The 21,847-nt window shown below is 58.6% G+C and carries 13 protein-coding genes; 6 read left to right on the forward strand and 7 right to left on the reverse strand.

The features are described 5' to 3' along the window. Positions 1-379 precede the first annotated feature (379 nt). Both CQ009_RS14955 and CQ009_RS14960 read left to right on the forward strand, forming a co-directional pair. Positions 380-3,493: a transglycosylase domain-containing protein gene (locus CQ009_RS14955; protein ID WP_105707160.1), complete on the forward strand. Its 3,114-nt coding sequence runs from the start codon at positions 380-382 to the stop codon at positions 3,491-3,493. Between the two features lie 165 nt (positions 3,494-3,658). Then, the gene (locus CQ009_RS14960; protein WP_105707162.1) at positions 3,659-8,341 is read left to right on the forward strand and encodes a dermonecrotic toxin domain-containing protein; all 4,683 of its coding nucleotides are present in this window, start codon (positions 3,659-3,661) and stop codon (positions 8,339-8,341) included. A gap of 53 nt (positions 8,342-8,394) precedes the next feature. Here CQ009_RS14960 and CQ009_RS14965 read toward each other — a convergent pair whose 3' ends face one another. The 5 genes from CQ009_RS14965 to CQ009_RS14985 form a co-directional block, all read right to left on the reverse strand. Beyond that, positions 8,395-8,886 (reverse strand): CS1 type fimbrial major subunit, encoded by a 492-nt coding sequence (locus CQ009_RS14965; protein WP_105707165.1) that lies wholly within the window; start codon positions 8,884-8,886, stop codon positions 8,395-8,397. Next, positions 8,883-9,647 carry a pilus assembly protein gene (locus tag CQ009_RS14970; protein ID WP_064392013.1) on the reverse strand — a complete coding sequence of 255 codons (765 nt, stop codon included), beginning with the start codon at positions 9,645-9,647 and terminating at the stop codon, positions 8,883-8,885. The genes CQ009_RS14965 and CQ009_RS14970 overlap by 4 nt, the downstream gene beginning before the upstream one ends. Positions 9,648-9,863: 216 nt before the next feature. Next, positions 9,864-11,129: a hypothetical protein gene (locus CQ009_RS14975; protein WP_105707168.1), complete on the reverse strand. Its 1,266-nt coding sequence runs from the start codon at positions 11,127-11,129 to the stop codon at positions 9,864-9,866. A gap of 34 nt (positions 11,130-11,163) precedes the next feature. Beyond that, positions 11,164-13,686 carry a CS1-pili formation C-terminal domain-containing protein gene (locus CQ009_RS14980; RefSeq protein ID WP_105707171.1) on the reverse strand — a complete coding sequence of 841 codons (2,523 nt, stop codon included), beginning with the start codon at positions 13,684-13,686 and terminating at the stop codon, positions 11,164-11,166. Between the two features lie 108 nt (positions 13,687-13,794). Next, positions 13,795-14,271, reverse strand: a complete 477-nt coding sequence (locus CQ009_RS14985; protein ID WP_177430993.1) for a CS1 type fimbrial major subunit — start codon at positions 14,269-14,271, stop codon at positions 13,795-13,797. Positions 14,272-14,786: 515 nt separating this feature from the next. Here CQ009_RS14985 and CQ009_RS14990 point away from each other — a divergent pair. Beyond that, positions 14,787-15,362: a PadR family transcriptional regulator gene (locus tag CQ009_RS14990; RefSeq protein WP_064392020.1), complete on the forward strand. Its 576-nt coding sequence runs from the start codon at positions 14,787-14,789 to the stop codon at positions 15,360-15,362. Continuing rightward, on the forward strand, positions 15,359-16,147 hold the full coding sequence (locus CQ009_RS14995) for a siderophore-interacting protein (protein WP_105707177.1): 789 nt from the start codon (positions 15,359-15,361) through the stop codon (positions 16,145-16,147). The genes CQ009_RS14990 and CQ009_RS14995 overlap by 4 nt, the downstream gene beginning before the upstream one ends. A gap of 102 nt (positions 16,148-16,249) precedes the next feature. Here CQ009_RS14995 and CQ009_RS15000 read toward each other — a convergent pair whose 3' ends face one another. Together CQ009_RS15000 and CQ009_RS15005 are read right to left on the reverse strand one after the other, a co-directional pair. After that, on the reverse strand, positions 16,250-16,888 hold the full coding sequence (locus CQ009_RS15000) for a Pr6Pr family membrane protein (protein WP_105707181.1): 639 nt from the start codon (positions 16,886-16,888) through the stop codon (positions 16,250-16,252). 1 nt (position 16,889) lies between these two features. Continuing rightward, on the reverse strand, positions 16,890-17,120 hold the full coding sequence (locus CQ009_RS15005) for a VF530 family DNA-binding protein (RefSeq protein WP_008088485.1): 231 nt from the start codon (positions 17,118-17,120) through the stop codon (positions 16,890-16,892). A 333-nt stretch (positions 17,121-17,453) separates the two neighbouring features. Between CQ009_RS15005 and CQ009_RS15010 the strand changes: the two genes are divergently transcribed. Together CQ009_RS15010 and CQ009_RS15015 are read left to right on the forward strand one after the other, a co-directional pair. Further along, positions 17,454-18,815, forward strand: a complete 1,362-nt coding sequence (locus tag CQ009_RS15010) for a carbohydrate porin (RefSeq protein WP_064392027.1) — start codon at positions 17,454-17,456, stop codon at positions 18,813-18,815. A gap of 217 nt (positions 18,816-19,032) precedes the next feature. After that, entirely contained in the window at positions 19,033-21,444 is a 2,412-nt protein-coding gene (locus CQ009_RS15015) for a glucose/quinate/shikimate family membrane-bound PQQ-dependent dehydrogenase (RefSeq protein ID WP_105707185.1), read from the forward strand. The last annotated feature ends 403 nt before the right edge of the window (positions 21,445-21,847 follow it).

A 21,847-nucleotide genomic window follows, 5' to 3' on the forward strand; every position in this document is an offset into this window, starting at 1 on the left:
CGAGTATTGCACAGCATTGGTGCACCGTCATGCCCCTGCCTAAGTGCAATTGATCCTGCAACGGCTCTAACTCAGAACTCTCTGACTCACATTGCTCCTGTGGTGAGGGGATTTATCCCCGATGGGCTGCGAAGCGGTCCCAAAACCAGTCACTGCAGATTGTCTGACACACCGCGGTGACTGGTTTTGCGTCTGCTACGCAGCCGAACGGGGATAAATCCCCTCGCCACAAATCTCCAAACTTCAAAGCCATCTGCTCGACTTCCAGATTTGTTCAGCACTTCCCCACCCCCAACCCTTCACAATTTTTTCACCAGCGCCAACCACCGTCTAAGCTTCAGACAAGTCCGATCAATCTGTGTGGATGGATCAATCGACTATGGGCGCTTTGTGGCAAACCGATTCGAGTAAAACCGTGGTTCCGACTGAACGTGTGGATCAAGCGCCTGTCCCCGATAAACCACGCCGCCCTCGGCATGGCTGGAAGGCATTCTGGTTGTTGCTGTTGATTATCGCGATCGTGGCAGGACTGGCTGCGTCCAAAGAAATGCGCACCTCGCGCTTCCAGTCCGCTGAAGTCAGCAAGTACGCTTCTTCGCTGACCTACAAGCTGGAACCAGGTCCCAGTGAAGCGATCCGTTACCCCGGCAATGGTCCGTTCGATTTACGTCTGGGCTACAGCTCTCTCGATGAATTCCTGCCGCGCCTGCTCAAGCGCAGTTACGTGATCAGCGAGCAAACGCGTTTTTCCCCGGCCTTGCTCAGCTACACCGATAAAGGTCTGTTCGTGCCGTATTCGGAAAAAATCCAGGCTGGCCTGACCATCACTGATTGCCGCGCTGCGCCGCTGTACAAATACAACTATCCGCAGCAACTGTATCCCAGCTTCGCGGCGATACCACCCGTGGTCGTCAGCAGTCTGTTGTTCATTGAAAACCGCTTCCTGCTCGACCCCAAACAGCCCCGCGCCAATCCGGCAGTGGATTGGCCCCGCTTCGGCATGGCCGCGTGGTCGCAGGTGGCGAAATTACTGCACCTGCCCGGTCAGTCGGCTGGCGGCAGTACGCTGGCGACGCAACTGGAAAAATACCGCCACTCACCGGAGGGTCTGACGGTGTCCGGTGCGGAGAAAATCCGCCAGATGATTTCCGCCAGCGTGCGCGCCTATCAGCCTGGCCCGCAAACCCTCGGCGCACGGCAGAACATCGTCCGCGATTACCTCAATAGCGTGCCATTGTCGGCGGTGCCGGGGCACGGTGAAGTGCACGGCATGGCGGAAGGCTTGCGGGTCTGGTACGGCAGTGATTTCACCAAGGCCAACGAGCAACTGAACAGCCCGGCCACCGATCCGCAATCCATGGCCGACAAAGGCCTGGCCTTGCGCGAAATGCTCTCGCTGATGATCGCCCAGCGGCGCCCTTCACATTACCTGACCAAGGGCCGTGAAGAACTCGCCGACCTCACCGACAGCCACTTGCGCCTGCTCAAGCAGAACGGCGTGATCGATGCCGCAGTGGCCGATGCAGCACTGGCCAGCAAAGTCACCTACCGCGACTGGCAGACCCAACCGACCATCCAGCCTATCGAAACCAATAAAGGCATCAGCGTCGCCCGCAGCCGTCTGGCGAGCATGCTCAACCGTCCGCTGTACGACCTGGACCGCCTCGATCTGTCGGCCACCAGTACCTTGCAAGGCGACTTGCAGACCCAGGCCACCGAGTACCTGAAAAAACTTGCCGACCCGGCCTTCGCCGCGCAGATCGGCTTGATGGGCGAGCGCCTGCTCACCCCGACCAGCACGACCCAGGTGCGTTACAGTTTCACCCTGTTCGAGCTGACCCCGGACGGCTCGCGGGTGCGCATCCAGACTGACAGTACCGACCAGCCGTTCGACATCAACGAAGGCAGCAAGCTGGAACTCGGCTCAACGGCGAAGATGCGGGTGCTGACCACTTATCTGCAAATCATCTCCGAACTGCACGACAAATATGGCGGCATGTCGGTACCGGAGCTGAAGAAAGTCGAAATCCCCGATCAGGATCGCCTGAGCCAGTGGGTCATCGATTACCTGGTGCAAAACAAGGATCGCGACCTGTCGAAAATGCTCGGCGCGGCGCTGGATCGCAAATATTCCGCCAGCCCTGGCGAGGCGTTTTTCACCGGTGGCGGTTTGCACGTGTTTCACAACTTTCGCAAGGAGGACAACGGTCGCATACCGACGCTGCGCGATGCGCTTCGTGAATCGATCAATTTGCCGTTCATTCGCCTGATGCGCGATGTGGTGCGCTACGTCACCTACTCCGGCCCCAACAGCAGCGCCGAATTGCTCAAGGATGATCGTGACCCGCGCCGTCAGGAATACCTGGCCAGTTTCGCCGACCGCGAAGGCACCTCGTTTCTGCTCAAATTCTGGAAGAAATACAAAAACAAGGACACCCAGGCACGGCTTGATACATTCCTCGACAGCATGCGTCCAACGCCGATCCGCATGGCCGCCGTGCACCGTTATCTGTTGCCCGATGCCAGCCAGGAAGACTTCAACACCTTCGTGCGCGCGCACCTCAAAGGCACCAGGCTCAATGAAAAACTCACCGACGATCGCCTTATCCGTCTCTACGATTCCTATGGCCCCGGCAGCTACGACCTGCCGGATCAAGGCTTCATCGCCAAGGTTCACCCTCTCGACCTGTGGTTGATGGGCTACTTGCTGCACAACCCCGACGCGACGTTCAGCCAAATCGTCAAGGCCAGCCAGTTCGAGCGTCAGGAAGTCTACAGCTGGCTGTTCAAGAGCAAGCACAAAGGCGCCCGCGACAGTCGTATCCGCACCATGCTCGAGATCGAAGCGTTCCTGGAGATTCACCAGCGCTGGCAGAAGGTCGGCTATCCGTTCGACCATCTCGTACCATCGCTGGCGACTGCGATCGGTAGCTCTGGCGATCGCCCTGCGGCATTGGCCGAACTGATCGGCACCATCCTCAACGACGGCGTACGCATGCCGACGCTGCGTATCGACAGCCTGCACTTTGCCGCAGACACCCCGTACGAAACACGCTTGACCAACGACCCCCACGTCGGCAAACGAGTGATGCCATCGGAAGTCGCCACGGCCATGCGCGAGGCGCTCTCGCAAGTGGTGGATTCAGGCACGGCGAAACGTGTTTCCGGCAGTTTCAAAATCGCCGACGGCACGCCACTGGTCATGGGTGGCAAGACCGGGACGGGTGACAACCGCATCGAAGCCATAGGTTCCGGCGGACGCATTCTCAGCTCGAAATCCATCAACCGCACTGCGACCTTTGTGTTCTACATCGGCAACAATCATTTCGGCACGTTGACCGCCTTCGTGCCTGGGCGCTCGGCGGAAAACTTCAAATTCACCTCGGCACTGCCGGTGCAGGTGCTCAAGGGTATGGCGCCGATCCTGTCACCGTACTTGCAACCGGGCACGCACACGATGTGCCAGACGCCGGAGGTCACCGCAGCGCGTTGATGCACAGAACGCTTGCGCCGTGGCGATAACATTGTATTTTTCACACCTTGATTTTCGACGCCAGACATCGAATTCAGTGCAGTTTCAAACAGTTTTTTGCGCTTTTTCAGGTGAGTGTTGTTGCCTAGTCTGATTGTCCCATTCTGATCAAGGACGATCACCTCAATGCCCCTCATTCCCTTGCCTGGGCGACCGCCCGCACCCTCAACGCTGGCGCCTGCCGATGCCAGCGTTCATTACGAGACAATCGAAAAAGCCCTTCCAGCCTGGCTGCTGAGCAGTAATGCGGCGCGCATCAAGCAGTTGAAAAATACCCGCGCGACCCTTGCACAGTGGCATCGAGAGGCTTCGACCCGGGATCACCAGCGCCTGAAAAACGACCTGCAACTGGCCTGGAAAAGCCAGAACGGCGTCGATAAGGCACTGAGCAACCTGCAAGACGTCTACGCCTTTGCCAAACCCTTGTTGCAGGAGGCGCTTAAGCAGCGCTTTGCTGTCGAGGATGACGTCGAGCACACCTGGCTGCGCTTGTATGCGCCAGTGAATACATCATGGTGGACGCATGACTTCGCTGCCGGAACGAAAAGCCGCACCGTCTCTCTGCTGGATGCTGCGCTGCATAATTTTTCCCGTAACGAAGTCTTCAGCAAGGACTCGGAGTTCATCACTCGCCCTGACGCCAATGGGCATTTCAGCGTTAAGCCACTTAAACACAAACTGACGGTCGAACAATTCAAGTCACTGTGTCGGGAACTGGATCTCGGTGCACGCTACGAAAAGCATTTGCATGCATTTCTACTGCCGTCCGATGGCGTTGCAAAGCAGGTTTTACGGCACAAAGTCGTGCTCAGCCAAAAGTCCGCGATGAATGTTGCCGCCCGTATGGCGCTGATTAAAAAAGACCTCAGCGAGGATGCCTACCACGTTGTCAAAGGCATGCTGGATGACCGCCGCAACCTGCAATGGAACGGTCAACCGGTCGATTATTACAACCTTGCCCTGATGGACGTGACGTTGACCGGGATTGTCCTCATCATCCCTGATGCAGGCAGCGCGAAAGCTCCTGTCCCGATAATTGCCTACGTTCCCCACGACCCTGAACATCCGTTCAAGCAATACGCCTCGGCGCTCGAATTCATGAGCGAGCTCACCCGGCAATTGCGCGATAAGTCCTCGCCGGCAAGCTATCAGACGTTCTTCAGCCAGTTCGTCAATCAGCAACAGCGTGGGCATTTCTTTTCACGTTTGAACGACCGCCTGAGCCGGGTTAAATGGCAACCCGCATCGCCAGGTTCCAACGCACCGAGCTGGCGCGATACACCGGTGGACAACCCCAATCTGCAATTCAGCCTGTTGCGGTTCCGGGATGATCGCGAGACTCGTTTCAACGGTGATCTATGGGGTTATCTGTATCGCCAAAAGCTCAACAAAATCCTTGGTGACGCTGCAGAGATTGCGATTTCCACCGCCTACGCCGATCAAATGGCGCGCTGGGCCTGGTGGGACAATCTGGAGAAACTGCTCTCGGACATTTTCAACGTAGCACTGCTGGTGGTAACACCGTTCGTACCCTTTGTGGGCGAGCTGATGCTGGCTTACACCACCTATCAATTGCTTGATGGCGCATTCGAAGGAGTGGTGGATATGGCCGAAGGACACTTTGCCGAGGCGGGTGAGCAAGCGATCGGCATACTCGAAAGCGTTGTTCAGTTGGGTGCGTTCGCCGCCGGAGCCACCCTCGGTCATGTCGTCCGGTTCAAGTTGTCGCCGTTCATCGAGGGCATGAAGCCGGTGCAACTGGCGGACGGCCAGACGCGCTTGTGGAATCCTGACCTGACGCCCTATCGCTTGCCCGATCAGGCCCTGCCGACAACCGTAACGCCCGATGCACAAGGGTTGCATTCGGTGGGCGACAAACAGCTGCTGCGGCTCGATAAGCATCTGTTTGAAGTAAAGCAGGATCGGCTTACCGGCCAGCATCGCATTCGCCACCCGCAGCGGCCCCGCGCCTACTCGCCTGCTCTCGTGCACAACGCCCGTGGCGCCTGGGTCTGCGAAACGGAAAACCCGCGACAGTGGTCCGCTACGCAACTGATGCGCCGGGTCGTCCATGGCACTGAAGGTTCAAGCGATACGCAACTGGAACAGATTCGTCTGTTTACCGGCACCGAAGAGAACACGCTGCGTCGCATGCATGTTGAAAACACTCCACCTCCGCCCTTGTTGCTCGACACCCTGATACACCTGGGTATGGCGCCAGATGAGGTCGCACCAGCACCGTCGCTACCCGCCCGACAAGTGTTGGTGGATTGTCCGCAACTCACGTCCGTCCTTGCAGAACGTGTCATTACCCAGGCGCGGCCGATGGAGTTGCAGCAGATTGCCCTGCGCCGTCGTTTGCCGCTGCGCTTGAGAACATTGGCGCGCGAGGTGCAATTCGAACTGCAATCGGTCAGGGCCGCCCAGGGCTTGCAGCTCGAAACGCTGAGCAACGTCGACAGCGAGCGTCTGATTCTCGGGACCTTGCGCCACTACAGCGACACTTTTGGAGCCCTGCGGATCGAGATCCGTGATGGCGCTTTCGATGGCGAGTTACGCTGCAGCGCCGGTAGCGATTCAGCCGAACAGGTTCGAGTGCTGGTGCGGCTCGCGACAGACCGCTACCAAGTGCGCGATGGCGAAAATCGTCCCATCCACGACACGAGTGGTCTGTATGAATCGATCCTTCACGCCATCGACAAGGACGGCGGCAGTGTCCTGGGTTACCGGCCGAGCGAGATTGAACCCTTCAAACAGTGGATTCTCGCCAAGACCACGGCGCTGAGTGAGCGCCGCACGCTGCTCGCCAGCCCACCGATACGCCCGGTGGCTGAATACGACACATTGTTTCTGGTGCGTGGCGCAGGCTTGACCAAAAATGCCGTCACCCTGCAGGAGCGCATTGAGGATCTGCACCCGCATTTCAGCCCGCATGAAGTCAACGTATTTGCTGAAGCCCTGACCGAGCAAGGCGAACCGCTCAAAGCCATTGAAACTCAGGCAAAGGATCTCGATGAGCTGCGCAATATCGTTCATCGCTGGCGTTACCAGCAACCGGAGACCTGGGGGCCGCATAGTCAGAGCTTTCGCGACGATGGCGGGCTGCATATTTATGAGCGTCTGCTCGACTGTTTCGAACGCAAGAATGAGGACCTCGGCAACCGCGCAGATCCCACGTCTTACACCCTCGACCTCTCGCGGGAAATGCTGCCACTGGACCTGCAGACCTGGTGGGCAAAGCGGCCGGTTTTGAAGAAATTCCTCGACAAAGTCACCGTGCTGAAACTCGACAACACACGGTTTGCCACTGACCCGTCCAGCCTGCTCAAAGACTTCCCGCACCTGATCGAGCTCAGTGCCAAAGGTTGTGGCCTGGCACGTTTGCCAGACCAGATAGGTTCTTCGGTGCGTCGGCTCGAGCGCCTTCGCTTGAGCGATAACCAGATCGTCCTGGATCCCGCCGCCGTCGCGCGCCTGCGCAGCCTGACTTATCTGGAAGTGTTGAAACTTGACAACAATCCATTGAATTTGTCGCCCGACCTCACACGCATGCCTCGCCTCAAGGTGATCACACTGAGAAATACCGGGCTGACCGCCTGGCCCGAAGGAACGCTGGCCAAGCCCCGCCCGCGTGGTTTTCTCCTCGACTTGCGCGGCAATCCGCTGTCCCGATTGCCTGAAGTCGCGACGGGGTCCGATGCGCAATGGCTGGTGGCACGCACGCGACTCGACGTCGCCGGGTTGTCGGAAATCAACCAGTTGCGCTATCAGGCACACCGTCGCTCGATGGCCCTGCCTCCCGAGCCTCTCATACCGCTTGGTCATGCGGAAAACACCTCGATCGTCTCGACCTACGGCGCCGATTACTGGGGCGACGTTCCAGGCTGGGGCGTAAACCGCGAGACACCTTGGGCCGAACTGGTGGAAGAGCCCGCCGCCCAGCCGTTCATGGCGACCTTGCTCAGTGTTCGGGACTTTGCCGATTACCGCGCCGGAGGGGCCGTTCGCGATCAACTGATGCAACGCGTCTGGCGCATGCTCGACGCCGTGCACGTTGACACTCGTCTGCGGGAAAAACTCTTCACCATGGTGGTCGCACCGGTTGACTGCGCCGATGCCGGAGCGCAGCTGTTCAACCATATGGGCATCAACGTCCTGGCTTTCGAAGCACGTGCCTACTCCATCGGTCCGGCAGAGCTTGAGCTGAAACTGGTGACACTGGCACAAGGTGCGGCGCGACTGGAGCATGTCAACGAGATTGCCCGGGCCGACGTCGCGAGCCGTGGCGGCAACCCCGATGACGTTGAAATCTACCTGGCGTATCAGACGGGACTGGCCAAACGCCTCGGTCTGCCCTGGCAGTCCGAAGGCATGCTTTACCGACAGGTGTCCGGCGTCTCGGACGCGATGATTGATCAGGCGTATGACACCGTACTGGCGCTGGGTGAAGGTGACGGCCTGGTAAACGCGATGCTCGAACTCGATTTCTGGACGCAATACCTGAGCGACAAATACCCGGTGCGCAGCGAAAGCAATAAACGTCTGTATCAAGCCAGATATGAGCGGCTTGAAAGCCTGCGCGAAACCCAGCGCCAATGGGTTGAATCAACCTCGGACGACGATCGCGCAACGCTTCGGGAGCAACTCAACGCATTGATCAACGAATTATCGGTGCCGCCGACCGTGGTGTTTGACGAAGCCCCCATCAGCGACGCGGTATTCGACCGTTTACTGATCGATCTGGGCGATGACGAAAAGGAGCTCGCGCGACGTTTGACCCGTGAAGCATTGAAGCGCGCCGGACTTTGATTCCGACGTAAAAGTCCTGGGTCTGTTCATTGAAACCGGACAGACCTGCGAACTCAGGGCGCCGCCGCATTGAATATCAGGTGCACGTTGCCGTAATAATTTCCCGGTTTGTAGCCACCGGCGGGCACGACCGGCTGAATATCCAGCACGTAACGCCCTCCGGCCCTGGCCTGCTCGGCGGAAAGCACCTGACGCGGCGTCGCATGAGTCAGCACGGTACCGGCAAAGCTGACACGCAAATAGATGTTTTGCTCGTCACGGCCATTGGACAGGTAGGGTTCACTGTCCAGCCGGGCCTCGATTGCACTGGTGTCGTGCCGGACATCGAAGTGCTTGCGCACGCCGCCCAGGGTTTTCGCACTGACATTCCACGGCAGAATCTGCGCGCGATGAATCCAGTCCGTCTCGGCCGGTATGACGTAAAAACCCAGCGTCGGAATGTCCACCGACACCTGGAACCGGTGCTCCTCGCGCGCCGCAAATAGCCCGGCACTGAACAACGTCAGAACGCCCGCGCACAAGGCAATGAACGATTGCTTGATCATCTCAGGTCATCCCGTGATGAGTTGCCGGCGACGCGCAAAGTCTTTTTGCTGTCGCCCTCGACCAGATTGAAGCGATATTCGCGTCCGGGCTTCTTGTCGAATTCGAAACTGTTACCAGCGCGGATGTGGTGTTTGGTGGTCGGCTCGCAGGCGTTTTCGTCCTTCAGGGCACAATTGCGAAACTCATCGACCACCACCACAGTGTTGCCGTTGTTACGCACTCGATACGTCGTTGGCGCATCCTCGATCACGCTGTCGAATCGGCTGTTTTTCGGGCGCACAAAGAACACCGTACCGAAACCGGTCATGACGTTGACCCCGGCAGACAAGTTGTTTTTGTATTCGTCACGCTCTTCGGCGGAGACTGCGAATTCATCTTCCTTTTCCGGCACCACCGGGATGAAGCGCACACGGAAATAGCGCTCGGTGTCACGCGCGCCCATCAGCAGAAGGCGTGTGCCCTGCATGCCATTGGCCGGCACGATCAGCCGTGCGGGGCTGGCCATCAGGCCATCACGACTGGCCATGTCCGCCTGGTTTCTGACCTCGATTTCCCGCGACGTACCGTCGGCCTCATAGACGATTTCGAGGATGTTGACCTTAACGAATGCAGTGCTGTCACCGCTGTTGAACACCCGTTTCAGGTAGGTGCTTTTATCGCCGTCGAGGTAGTCGTACACCGTACCGACGTTGATCTGCGGCCCGGCCGACACGGCCAGGGAAAAACTGCTCAAACCCATCATCAGCAACAATCGTTTCATAGCCATAAACCTCTTTACATTGAACACAACGCAAGCTTCACCTGTCGGACTTCCGAGCCCCTGTCACGGTGATGAAGACTGAGCAGCAGCAGGAAAGAACGTAACAACCACCGCTGAATCCCTGTGCAAGTCTTCACGCCAAAACGCCCTGTAAAACTGACTCGCACGGCGAACATCGGCCACGGACGGTGGCCAGCCTGTTCGTAGCTCGCGCCCTCAGATATCCGAATCCCAGATCACCACGACAACACCTGAGTAACTGCCGCCTCGGCCTTCACCGGGCCGCAGCATGTTTGCCATGGAATGCGCAGGTACTTCGAAATGCAGGGTTCCCGGTGCCCGATCCACATAGAAGCCGGGTTTGAAATACAGCTCATTCCCCGCACCCGGCCTCAGTCGCAAGCGCCTCACCGGTTGGCCGGAAAGGTCGGTGATGCCATTGGGCAGGCTGACAAAAACGAACAGTTCGACCCGTCGGTTCACGTCGGAATCCTCCAGCGCGCATTCGTCATTAATTCCAGGTCCGCACCCTATTCGCATCTTGAAGTGCGACGACGCCGAGATGTTGAAAGTCTGATCGCGGAACAGGCTGACCGGCCGCCGCCCGGCGTGCAGCCAGCTCTGCCAGCCGCCGACGGGCACCAGCTGGATTTTCTCGCCACCGGGGGGGATTTCGACTTTCAGGGTGTGCTGAACCTCAAGATTGAAATCGAGGGTCAATTCAGGGTCATTCGGAATCATGACGTCGCCGAAGTCGAAGTCTGCCCCAGGGCCAAGGCGATAACTCAAGCTCCCGGTGTAATTCCCCGACGACATGTCCAATGGATTTGGCGTACGCAGTTCGTAGGCAAAATCCAGATAGGTGTAGCTCATGGCAGGGATTGGAAAGTTGGCGACTTTCACGCAGGGGCTTTCGTTTGGGGTTAACCAGAAAAAAGCGTAGGTTTTCTCCGAAAAAAAACCGACCCCGGTGGTTTGACAGGGAGGTGCCGGATTCACCCAGCTCGAGCCTTTCCATAACGCAGTGTGCCCATCCTCTGCGTTCGAGGCGCCGGTTAATTTGGCAGCTGTATCACTCAACTCATAATTGGAACTGATGCCAGCAATACGTACTTCGACACGCTTGACGTCTCCGGTATCCACATTCGTGACCAACAACGACCGCCACCCTGCCGGCGCCTTGAACATGGCACTGTTACGTGAATCAGCATTGGCCTGCATGGCTTTGTTCGACTCGACGCGTGTCATCAGGCGGATACTGAAAATATTGCTCCTGGCACATATATCGGGGTAGTACTCACAGTAACCACTGGGCGGCGTCTTGTTGACGAACTCATTACGTTGCGGATTGGAGGAGTCAGGCGTGAACAACGCCTTGATTTCCTGGGTCACCGCTCCCGCCGAAGGTGACGTCAACATCGCCAGCAACCCCAGCAGTGAGCCACGGTACCGCCATCGCGGCGAAAAAATATTCAGGGTCATGATTGCACTCTGTGAAGGATCAATACTGGAGTCATCAGCCGGCCTTCTGCTGACTGATGCTGGCCTCGGCCAACGTGTCCGGCGAGCAGCGCAGATCTCCGATCATCAACACGTTGTTTTCACTACGATGCCTGTCGACATCAAGACGGAATTGACACAACAACTGGTCGGCGTAGCGCACTTGCAGGGTGGGCGAGCCGGCATGCATCTCCATCGAGAAAAACCCGTCGACTTCGCTGACGCCACGGCTGGCGTGATTGATCACGTGATGCCCCTTGAGCGGCCGTCCTTGTGGGTCGACGAGGCGACCAAGTACGGTCAGGGTTTTCATCACGCGCACCTTGCGGTACTCCACGCCGCCCTTGTTCAGGTGATAACGGGTACGCGACGGTTCGATACTCGCCGCCGGGACGTGATTGCCGTCAAAGTCGAAGCTCACCGAACTATTGCGGTAGGCAGTGAGCGGTATGAAGTTGCGTCCGGGGTGCAGAGCCGCGCTGCCGCCACTGAGATCGTCGGCGCGCAGGGATATGCCGGCAATGTCCGACTCGACATCGACGATCATGCCCGCGCCGCGCCCATGGTGCTGGCTGGTCATCACCAGCTGTCGGGCGCCAATCACCACGGTGCTGTCGAGGTTTACCCCACCGGTGAAGTTGCCGTTGTAAGACGAGCGCTGCAGGAAGCCGTCGCCATTGACCGTGTCGGTGCGAAAGTTCGCCAGGCTGGCCAGGCCGACACCATAAGTGTCGGTCAGCGCCGTCACCGACACACTTTGCAGTACATGGCCTTGCAGGTCCTTGCGATAACCCACCGAGGCATTGTTGTCACGGCTGCCATCGCGCGCGGTGCGGCTGCCGATGCTGCCGGATATTTGCTGACCTGCCCCGCCCAACGCCATGCTGACACTAAGGTCGACGCCGCGATTGCGTGCATCGCCACTGCTGTAACTGCCCGGTCGATCAAACAACGACAGCCGCCAATTGGCGTCGCTGCCGAATAGTTCGGTACGCTGCGACCAGCCCAGATCGGCGCCGACACCTTCAACATTGCCCTCGCTGTGGGACACCCGCGCACTCAGCGAGTTTTTGCGGCTGATCCGGTGACTGAGCGCCAGCGACGAATTGCTGGTCTCGCCGGTGAAGACGTTGCGTTGGCGTACACGCGTACCGTCGGGCAGCGTGTCGTAGGTATTGCGGGTGTCGAGCCAACTGCGATTGTGGCTGATCACCAGACTCCCGGCGCCGTAGTTGTATAACCCCTGCAAATCAACGCCGGTGCCGTGATCCTCGGTCTGATAAAGATTGGCGTAAAAACTGGTGTTGTCCGCGACACTCCAGTCGATCGAGCTGCCGTATTGCAGTTTTGCGCGTACCTGGCGCGCCGACAGTCCGAGAATCACCCGCGGATGCAGCAGATAATTGATCGAGGCGCCGGCGGTCATGTCGCCGCTGTCCTGCTCTTCCCAGTTACTGAGCAGTTTGCTTTCCTGGCCGGCGAACAGGTTGTAGCGCCAGCGGTCGTCGAGGTTGCTCCAGTTGACGGGTTTGTAGATCAGCTCCTGAGTGGTCGAGGTCGTCTGACCGTCTTCGATCAAACGCACTTCCACTTCGTAGATACCGCCAGGCAGGGGCCGGGTATCAAGTGTCTGCAGGCCTGCGGGAACCGCCTGGGTATTGATCAGCAGGCCATCGCGATAGATTTCCACTGACGCCTGCCGGTTGGCCGTGACATAGATCGGATAAACACTTGGCCGGGGGCTGTCCACCGCAAGGCTGTCGGAACTGCCGTACATCACGCCCACCGCCGTGTCGGGACTGGTACCGAATGAACGCGGTTGACGGGTCAGGCCTTCGGAATTGGGGGTGAAATAACCCAAGCGGAAAAAACTGCCCTGCAGTTCGCGCTGGGTATAAAGCTCATGTATTGCGTGATAGGTCTTGTCGTCCGGCCCGCCGAGACGCGCCAATTGCATGTTGAAGGTCTGACTCCAGTTACCGAGGCTGCCACTGGCCTCCAAGCCTAGCCGGCCACCTGGATCCTGGTCCTGACCGCCGTTGAAGTTGAGTTGGTTGCGCAAGATCAGTCCACTGCTGCCGCCCTCGGGCTGATCGTGAAAGCGCTGGGTCTGCAGATCGCGCTCGGCATTTTCCGTGGCAATCGAGAGCAAGGAGTTTTCCAGGTTGTAATGCACCGCCAGCAATTGCTCGGGGCATTGTCCGCTACACGCCCCCAAGGCGACTCCGGGTTTGAGAATGCTCGCCCAGGTTTCACGCTCACTGGCGCTGAAACGACTGTCGCTGGTGTCGGTAAAGTCGAGCAAGGTAATACGATCATCGCGCGACAATACAATCATTGCCTCGCCCAACGGCTGTCTATCAAGTTCCACCCGAACCGCCAATGGAACATCAAAAAAGTGCTCTTCAAAGTCTGCCGGCAAACCTTTTGCCTGCGCCAGTAAGCTTCGCGGGGTGTTATCAACTGGTGCGGGCGCCGCCAGTACGCTGGTGCATGACAGCAACGCAAGCGCAGCCGCGATGGGCGTCATCGGAAACATGAACGAATACTCTGGTTACCGGAAAGTAAAAGCCCGACCGGACAACAGACAAGTTGCCGGCCGGTTACGTTACTTGGACAAGTAAGCGTTAGTTGCTGCCTGTAGCGATCAAACCGAAGGTTCTACGACCAGCATGACCACGCCGGTGTAATCGCCAGCGGTTGGCTTGGCGCCTGGCGCACTGATTTTGAACGGTGCGCGGTAGCGTGTATTGGACTCTGCATCACCGACCACTTCCTGGGACGTGGTGGTCAGCGTCTTGCCATTGAGTTCGACCTTGAGATCGATACTCTGGCTGCCGGCGATAAGCTTCGGCACGCTTTCCAAGCGAGCGTGGACCTTGCCGGCCGTGTGCAGCACGTCGAAATGACCATTGACCTCACGCATCGAAGCAGTCGACGGGTTGTAGCTCATGTCCTGATCCTTGTTGACCAGATCGGCATCGACCGGTACCGCATAGAAATCGTCGGCAGGCACATGCGCAACCAGACTGATCGAATGTTTTGCTTCGGTGGCGGCGAACGCGATGGAAGCACTCATGGCCAGTACGGTCAGAGGAGCGGCAAAAGCGAGTTTCTTGAGCATCATTCAATACCTGTCATATATAAATTGGTTTATTCATTGAAAGTGTCTGGCGAACGAAACGTTCACGAACGAGGTGTGTCCACCCTCAACTTGCAACGCCAGACAATCATCAAGCAATTCATATTTAAAGTAAGCAGGCAACTTCCGAGGAACTTGTAGCCTGGCGGCCATCACCCCAGAAAGAAAAAACCGTTAATTTCTGAAAAATTCAAGTTCTACTGTAAGAGAGAGACTACAGCGCGCCAGCAATCTGTCTTGGCGCGCCAACTTTTAAAGCAACTTCCGTAAGACCGATACCACACTCTCCTGATAATAAAGGCCGTCATCGGCTATTAGAGAGTTAGCACTAAACTGCACTTTTAGCGGGCGATTTAATACCGCTTTTTTTTGATCATTCGCGCGCAGGGATGCCTGAAAATTCGATTGATGGAAGGCAGCCGTCGGTCAGAAAGCCTTGCGCAGGCCTAAAGATATATCTTAAGTTGTATCTAAACACGACGAGAGAGAAGGAAAAAATGAGAGACCATCATGCCCCCCACCGCGAACACGGCGACGCTCGTGACGGCTTCGAGAAACGCCCCGGCCGCGAACGCGGCGGTCGCGGCCCCCGCGTGTTCGCTCCAGGCGACCTGAAATTATTACTGCTGGCGCTGATTGCCGAACAGCCGTGCCACGGCTATGACCTGATCCGCCAGATTGAAGGCATGTTCGATGGCGCCTACAGCCCGAGCCCCGGTGTGATTTATCCGACCCTGACCTTTCTGGAAGAAAGTGACCTGGTTGCCGGTGACGCCGAAGGCGGTAAAAAACGCTACAGCGTCACCGACGCCGGGCGTCTGTCTTTAACTGAACAAGCCGTGGCACTGGACGGTGTGCGCATGCGCATCGAAGTCAGTAAACGCTCGCTGCGAGGCCATGATCGCCCACCAGAAATCCATGAAGCCGTGCATAACCTGCGCCATGCCTTGCAAATGCACCACGGGCGCTGGAGCGCCGACGAAATCCTGCGCGTGCGTGACCTGCTCAACGACACCGCCAAAGCCATTGTCGACGGCCCTGCCGTTCAATTTGCCCAGGAGAAAGCCGAATGACCGCAGTCGATACCCAAACCATTCACCGCGTGATGCACGAAATCAAACGCCGCAAGCTTGAAGTCTTGCGCGTGGTCGACCTGACCCCGCGCATGCGCCGTATCACCCTCGGCGGGCCGGAGCTGGCCGGGTTCGTCAGCCTGGGCACGGACGATCACGTCAAGCTGCTGTTCCCGCAGAACGCCGAACAAACGGCCGCGCTGGAGACCATGGTGCTCGGCGCTGGCAAGGACAACGGGCCGATGCCGGAAATGCGCGACTACACCCCGCGTCGTTACGACCTCGATGCGCTGGAACTGGACATCGATTTTGTTCTGCACGGTGACGGCCCGGCGTCGACCTGGGCCGAGCAAGCGCAACCCGGGCAATTCCTGCACATCGGTGGCCCGCGCGGCTCGATGATCGTGCCGGACATCTTCGACAGCTATTTGCTGATCGGCGATGAAACTGCCCTGCCCGCCATCGCCCGCCGCCTCGAAGGCCTGGCGGCCAATCGCAAGGCGCTGGTGGTGATCGAAGTGGAGAACGGCGCCGAGCAGCAAGTGCTGGAAAGCGCAGCGCAGGTCAATGTGATCTGGGTGTTGCGCGAGGGCGGCAAGGACAATTTGCTGGCGACGGTGAAGCAATTGCAGGTGCCCAAGGGCAATCTGTATGCGTGGGTGGCGACCGAAACGAAAGTCTCGCGGCAGATTCGCCGGGTGCTGATTGATGAGCATGGGCTCGATGAGCAGCTCATCAAAGCGGTCGGTTACTGGCGCGCCGAAGGCACTCCTGAAAAAGAGTGATATCCCTTGTAGGAGTGAGCCTGCTCGCGATAGCGGAGTGTCAGTCAATAAATTTGTAACTGTTCCACCGCCATCGCGAGCAGGCTCACTCCTACAAGTGCTTTAACTTCGTGCAAATCTCCAGCGGTCGAGACCAATGACCACCAAGCCAATCCCCACAAACCCCAGCAATATCCCCCCGGCATTGATCAGCACCTGTGGATAACCCAACACCGCCACGTCAATAAACGGATATGCATACGCGCCGAGCAAATGCCCGCGCAACAACGCGTAGATGAAATACGCCAGCGGATAAATCAGCCACACCGGCAGATGCCACCAGCGCAAAGTGCCCTTGGGCACGCACGCCCACCAATAGCCCAGAAACAGCAGCGGCATCACGTCGTGCAGCAGTTCATCGGCAAAAAATTGCCAACCTTCGGGATGCCACAAATGCCGCAGCAGAATGCTGTAGGCCAGTCCAACCACAGCAATGCTCACGGCAATCCCGCTACTCACCCACGGCTGCAAAAACCAGCGGCGCGCAGCGGATTCACGCGCGGTCACGGCACAGGTCAGCACCGTCGCCACCAGCGTATTGGTCAAAATCGTGAAGTAACTGAAAAAGCTCACCAGCCCGCCCAACAGGCTGGCGCCAACACTCAAGCGCGCGAAGAAAATCAGGTACAGCTGAATGCCCAACCCCGCCCAGCCCAATACGGCCGCGCAGGTGATCAGGCGATGGCGCCACACGGCGTCCATCTCAAAGCGGTCGCTTGGTGCGCATCAGCTTCACGTACAGACGCTCGACCTTCTCCCGCGCCCACGGGGTTTTACGCAGGAACGTCAGGCTCGACTTGATGCTCGGGTCGCTCTTGAAGCAGCGAATATCGATGCGCTCGGCCAGCCCCGACCATTCGTAATGGGTCACCAGTGCGTTGAGGATCTGTTCGAGGGTGACGCCGTGCAGCGGATCGGGGGTTTGGTCGTTCATGCCAGGCCTTTGGGCGAAGTGAAAATGCAGAAGCCGCGCACCTTAGCCGAGGGGGTGGTTCGGTGGAAGGGCTTCCTTCAAATGTAGGTCAAGGTCAAAAGATCGCAGCCTTCGGCAGCTCCTACAGGTGTACGCATTTCAATGTAGGAGCTGCCGAAGGCTGCGATCTTTTCGCACTGTTACCAAATCCGAAAGGATGCATGTTTATAAAAGGCCTTTGTCTTTTTGTTACAGATCATTATCCTGCCGCCCTTCCGCTGAATCGCTTCACTGCCTGCGACATATTGAAGCGCACGAATTGCACCCCCGAAAACACCAAAAAAAGACTTATCCATGCCCGATTTTTCCTTCTCCCGAGACAGCGCTATCTCAGCCCTGCGCACCCTTGGCAGCTGCACTGCGCTAGGTCTCGCCACCTGCGCACAAGCGGCGCCCGCGTTCGACAGTGAATCACCTTACATGCTCGGTGACTGGAACGGCACGCGCACCGAACTCTCGGAAAAAGGCTACGACTTCAAACTCGATTACACCGGCGAAATGGGCAGCAACTTGCACGGTGGCTATGACCATGACCGCACCGCGCGTTACAGCGATCAGTTCGGTCTGGGCACGCACCTGGACTTGCAAAAGATCCTCGGCTGGGACGACGCCGAGTTTCAACTGACCATCACCAAGCGCAGCGGCAACAACATCAGCAACGACCGCATCAACGATCCGCGTGTCGGTGGTTTCACCTCTGCCCAGGAAGTCTGGGGCCGTGGCCAGACCACACGCCTGACGCAGATGTGGTACCAGCAGAAGTTCTTCGATCAGAAACTCGACATCAAGGTCGGCCGTTTCGGCGAAGGCGAAGATTTCAACAGCTTCCCGTGCGACTTCCAGAACCTCGCGTTCTGCGGCTCGCAGGTCGGCAACTGGGTCGGCGGCATCTGGTACAACTGGCCGGTCAGCCAATGGGCGCTGCGCGTCAAATATCACCTGACCCCCGAGTTGTACGCACAGGTCGGCGCCTACGAGCAGAACCCGTCGAACCTCGATCGCGGCAATGGCTTCAAGCTAAGCGGCAGCGGCACTCAGGGCGCGATCCTGCCGATCGAACTGGTGTGGACACCGAAGCTCAACGGCCTGCCGGGTGAATATCGCGCCGGTTACTACTACAGCAACGCCAAAGCCACTGACGCTTATAAAGATCAGAACGGCCAACCGGCGGCCCTCAGCGGCGAAGCCTACCGCAGCGCGTCGAGCAAACACGGGGTGTGGCTGGGCATTCAGCAGCAAATCACCAGCGTCGCCAGCGACAACAGTCGCGGCTTGAGCGTGTTTGCCAATGGCACGATGCACGACAAGAAAACCAACGCGATCGACAACTACGTGCAGGCCGGCATCACCTACAAAGGCCCGTTCGATGCGCGCGCCAAGGACGACATCGGCTTCGCCCTCGCCCGCGTGCACGTCAACCCGGCCTACCGCAAAAACGCCGAAGCCAGTAACCGCGCCAACGCCGTGTATGACTACGACGACCCGTCGTTCCTGCCACCGCAAGACACCGAATACAGCGCCGAGCTGTATTACGGCGTGCACGTGACCAACTGGCTGACCGTACGCCCGAACCTGCAATACATCCGCCACCCCGGTGGCGTGAACGACGTCGACGACGCCCTGATCGGCGGGATCAAGATCCAGTCCTCGTTCTAAAGCACACCACGGATCAAATGTAGGAGTGAGCCTGCTCGCGATGGCGGTGTTTCAGGCGACATCTCCAGAGACTGACACACCGCTATCGCGAGCAGGCTCACTCCTACAAATGAATTTCGTTAGCTAGACAAGTTTTTATCTGAACCATGCCTGTGCCAAATCGTCATCTAAAGTGACTACAGCGCGGGACTACATAAACGTCACGGAGAATCACACTATGAGCACCGAAAGTGCTTCGAGTCGGGGCCGTTTGCTACCGAGCCTGCTCGGCATTCTGCTTCTACTGATGGGCCTGGCCATGTTGGCCGGAGGGGTCAAGCTGAGCATGCTCGGCGGCTCGTTGTATTACCTGCTGGCCGGTATCGGCATTGCGCTGAGCGGCATCCTGTTGCTGATGCGCCGTCGCGCGGCACTGGGCCTGTACGCCATCGTTCTGTTCGCCAGCACCGTCTGGGCACTGTGGGAAGTCGGTCTGGACTGGTGGCAATTGGTGCCACGTCTGGCCCTGTGGTTCGTCCTCGGCTTCGTGATGTTGCTGCCGTGGTTCCGTCGTCCGCTGCTGCTTGACGGCCCGGCGCCAATGGGCACTCGCGGCCTGACCGTGGCCGTGGTTCTGGCCGGCCTCACCGCGCTGATCAGCCTGTTCACCCACCCGGGCGAAACCTTCGGCGAACTGGGCCGCGACACCGCCGACACCAGCAGCACCGCACCAGCGATGCCGGATGGCGACTGGCAGGCCTATGGCCGCACCGAATTCGGTGACCGTTATTCGCCGCTGAAACAGATCACCCCGGCCAACGTCGGCAAGCTGCAAGAAGCCTGGCGCATCCAGACCGGCGACCTGCCGACGGCGGATGACCCGGTCGAGCTGACCAACGAAAACACCCCGCTGAAAGCCAACGGCATGGTCTACGCCTGCACCGCGCACAGCAAAGTGTTGGCCCTGGACCCGGACACCGGTAAAGAACTGTGGCGCTTCGACCCGCAGATCAAGAGCCCGGTCGGCTTCAAAGGCTTCGCCCACATGACCTGCCGTGGCGTGTCGTACTACGACGAAGCCGCGTACGCCAAAACTGAAAACGCAGCCTCCGCGGTGATTTCCGAAGCCGGCAAAGCCGTTGCTCAGGCCTGCCCGCGTCGTCTGTACCTGCCAACCGCTGATGCCCGTCTGATCGCACTGAACGCCGACACCGGCAAAATCTGCGAAGGCTTCGGCACCAACGGTGTGGTTGACCTGACCCAAGGCATCGGCCCGTTCACCGCTGGTGGCTACTACTCCACCTCGCCGGCCGCGATTACTCGTGATCTGGTGATCATGGGCGGTCACGTCACCGACAACGAATCGACCAACGAGCCATCGGGCGTGATCCGCGCCTTCGACGTGCGCGACGGTCACCTCGTGTGGAACTGGGACAGCGACAAACCAGACGCCACCGAGCCTTTGGCACCGGGCGAAACCTACAGCCGCAACTCGGCGAACATGTGGTCGCTGGCCAGTGTCGACGAAAAACTCGGCATGGTTTACCTGCCACTGGGCAACCAGACTCCAGACCAGTGGGGCGCAGACCGCACCCCGGGCGCCGAGAAATTCAGCGCCGGCGTCGTAGCCCTGGACCTGGCCACCGGTAAAGTGCGCTGGAACTACCAGTTCACCCACCACGACCTGTGGGACATGGACGTTGGCAGCCAGCCAACCCTGCTCGACATGAAAACCGCCGACGGCGTGAAACCGGCGCTGATCGCCCCGACCAAACAGGGCAGCCTGTACGTCCTCGACCGTCGTGACGGCACGCCGATCATTCCGATCAAGGAAATCCCGGTTCCGCAAGGCGCCGTGAAAGGCGACCACACCGCACCGACCCAGGCCCGTTCGGACCTCAACCTGCTGGCCCCGGAACTGACCGAAAAAGCCATGTGGGGCGCGAGCCCGTTCGACCAGATGCTGTGCCGCATCCAGTTCAAAGAACTGCGTTATGAAGGCCAGTACACCCCGCCGTCGGAACAGGGCAGCCTGATCTACCCGGGTAACGTCGGCGTGTTCAACTGGGGCGGCGTCTCGGTCGATCCGGTTCGCCAAATGTTGTTCACCAGCCCGAACTACATGGCCTTCGTTTCGAAAATGGTGCCACGCGAGCAAGTCGCCGCCGACAGCAAACGCGAAAGCGAAACCGCTGGCGTGCAGCCAAACACTGGCGCGCCATACGCGGTGATCATGCACCCGTTCATGTCGCCACTCGGCGTACCGTGCCAGGCCCCGGCCTGGGGCTACGTCGCCGGTATCGACCTGACCACCGGCAAAGTCGTGTGGAAACGCAAAAACGGCACCAGCCGCGACAGCTCGCCAATCCCGATCGGCTTCACCCTGGGCGTGCCTAGCATGGGCGGCTCGATGGTCACGGCTGGCGGCGTCGGCTTCCTCAGCGGCACCCTCGACCAGTACCTGCGCGCGTACGACGTCAACAGCGGCAAAGAGCTGTGGAAATCGCGTCTGCCGGCGGGTGGTCAAGCGACCCCGATGACCTACACCGGCAAGGACGGCAAGCAATACGTGCTGCTGGTTGTCGGCGGTCACGGCTCGCTGGGCACTAAAATGGGCGACTACATCATTGCCTACAAACTGCCGGAATAAGCTTTAGCGGCGGTAAAACAAAGGCGATGTCTCGAAAGGGACATCGCCTTTTTTGTGCACCACATATCCATGTAGGAGCTGCCGAAGGCTGCGATCTGTTGACTTTGGTTTTTAAAAGCCAGATCAAAAGATCGCAGCCTTCGGCAGCTCCTACAGGGTGGAATGGGTTGGCTGTGGGAAATTTGCTCGTCCTACAAATGCTGGTGATTGTGCGGAGTTTTTCCCACAAGTCGCGTCGGTTGTGCCTCGGAAGTGGGGTGGATAGCCTCTGAGGGTCGCTGCAAATTCAGCGAACGGGCGTCGCGGCCCGAGCAGTTCATTCGATTTGATGCATAATCGCCGACCCAAACGGGAGCGCTCAGGTGCTTGTTGTTTGGTTTGATGGTGGCTGTGCGCGGGATAC

Origin of the sequence: Pseudomonas sp. MYb2 (assembly GCF_002979955.1) — a bacterium.
Lineage (GTDB): Bacteria > Pseudomonadota > Gammaproteobacteria > Pseudomonadales > Pseudomonadaceae > Aquipseudomonas.

Coding starts and splice junctions, on each gene's coding strand:
- CQ009_RS14955 (WP_105707160.1), top strand. CDS start 380: ATGGGCGCTTTGTGGCAAACCGATTCGAGTAAAACCGTGGTTCCGACT.
- CQ009_RS14960 (WP_105707162.1), top strand. CDS start 3,659: ATGCCCCTCATTCCCTTGCCTGGGCGACCGCCCGCACCCTCAACGCTG.
- CQ009_RS14965 (WP_105707165.1), bottom strand. CDS start 8,886: ATGATCAAGCAATCGTTCATTGCCTTGTGCGCGGGCGTTCTGACGTTG.
- CQ009_RS14970 (WP_064392013.1), bottom strand. CDS start 9,647: ATGAAACGATTGTTGCTGATGATGGGTTTGAGCAGTTTTTCCCTGGCC.
- CQ009_RS14975 (WP_105707168.1), bottom strand. CDS start 11,129: ATGACCCTGAATATTTTTTCGCCGCGATGGCGGTACCGTGGCTCACTG.
- CQ009_RS14980 (WP_105707171.1), bottom strand. CDS start 13,686: ATGTTTCCGATGACGCCCATCGCGGCTGCGCTTGCGTTGCTGTCATGC.
- CQ009_RS14985 (WP_177430993.1), bottom strand. CDS start 14,271: ATGCTCAAGAAACTCGCTTTTGCCGCTCCTCTGACCGTACTGGCCATG.
- CQ009_RS14990 (WP_064392020.1), top strand. CDS start 14,787: ATGAGAGACCATCATGCCCCCCACCGCGAACACGGCGACGCTCGTGAC.
- CQ009_RS14995 (WP_105707177.1), top strand. CDS start 15,359: ATGACCGCAGTCGATACCCAAACCATTCACCGCGTGATGCACGAAATC.
- CQ009_RS15000 (WP_105707181.1), bottom strand. CDS start 16,888: ATGGACGCCGTGTGGCGCCATCGCCTGATCACCTGCGCGGCCGTATTG.
- CQ009_RS15005 (WP_008088485.1), bottom strand. CDS start 17,120: ATGAACGACCAAACCCCCGATCCGCTGCACGGCGTCACCCTCGAACAG.
- CQ009_RS15010 (WP_064392027.1), top strand. CDS start 17,454: ATGCCCGATTTTTCCTTCTCCCGAGACAGCGCTATCTCAGCCCTGCGC.
- CQ009_RS15015 (WP_105707185.1), top strand. CDS start 19,033: ATGAGCACCGAAAGTGCTTCGAGTCGGGGCCGTTTGCTACCGAGCCTG.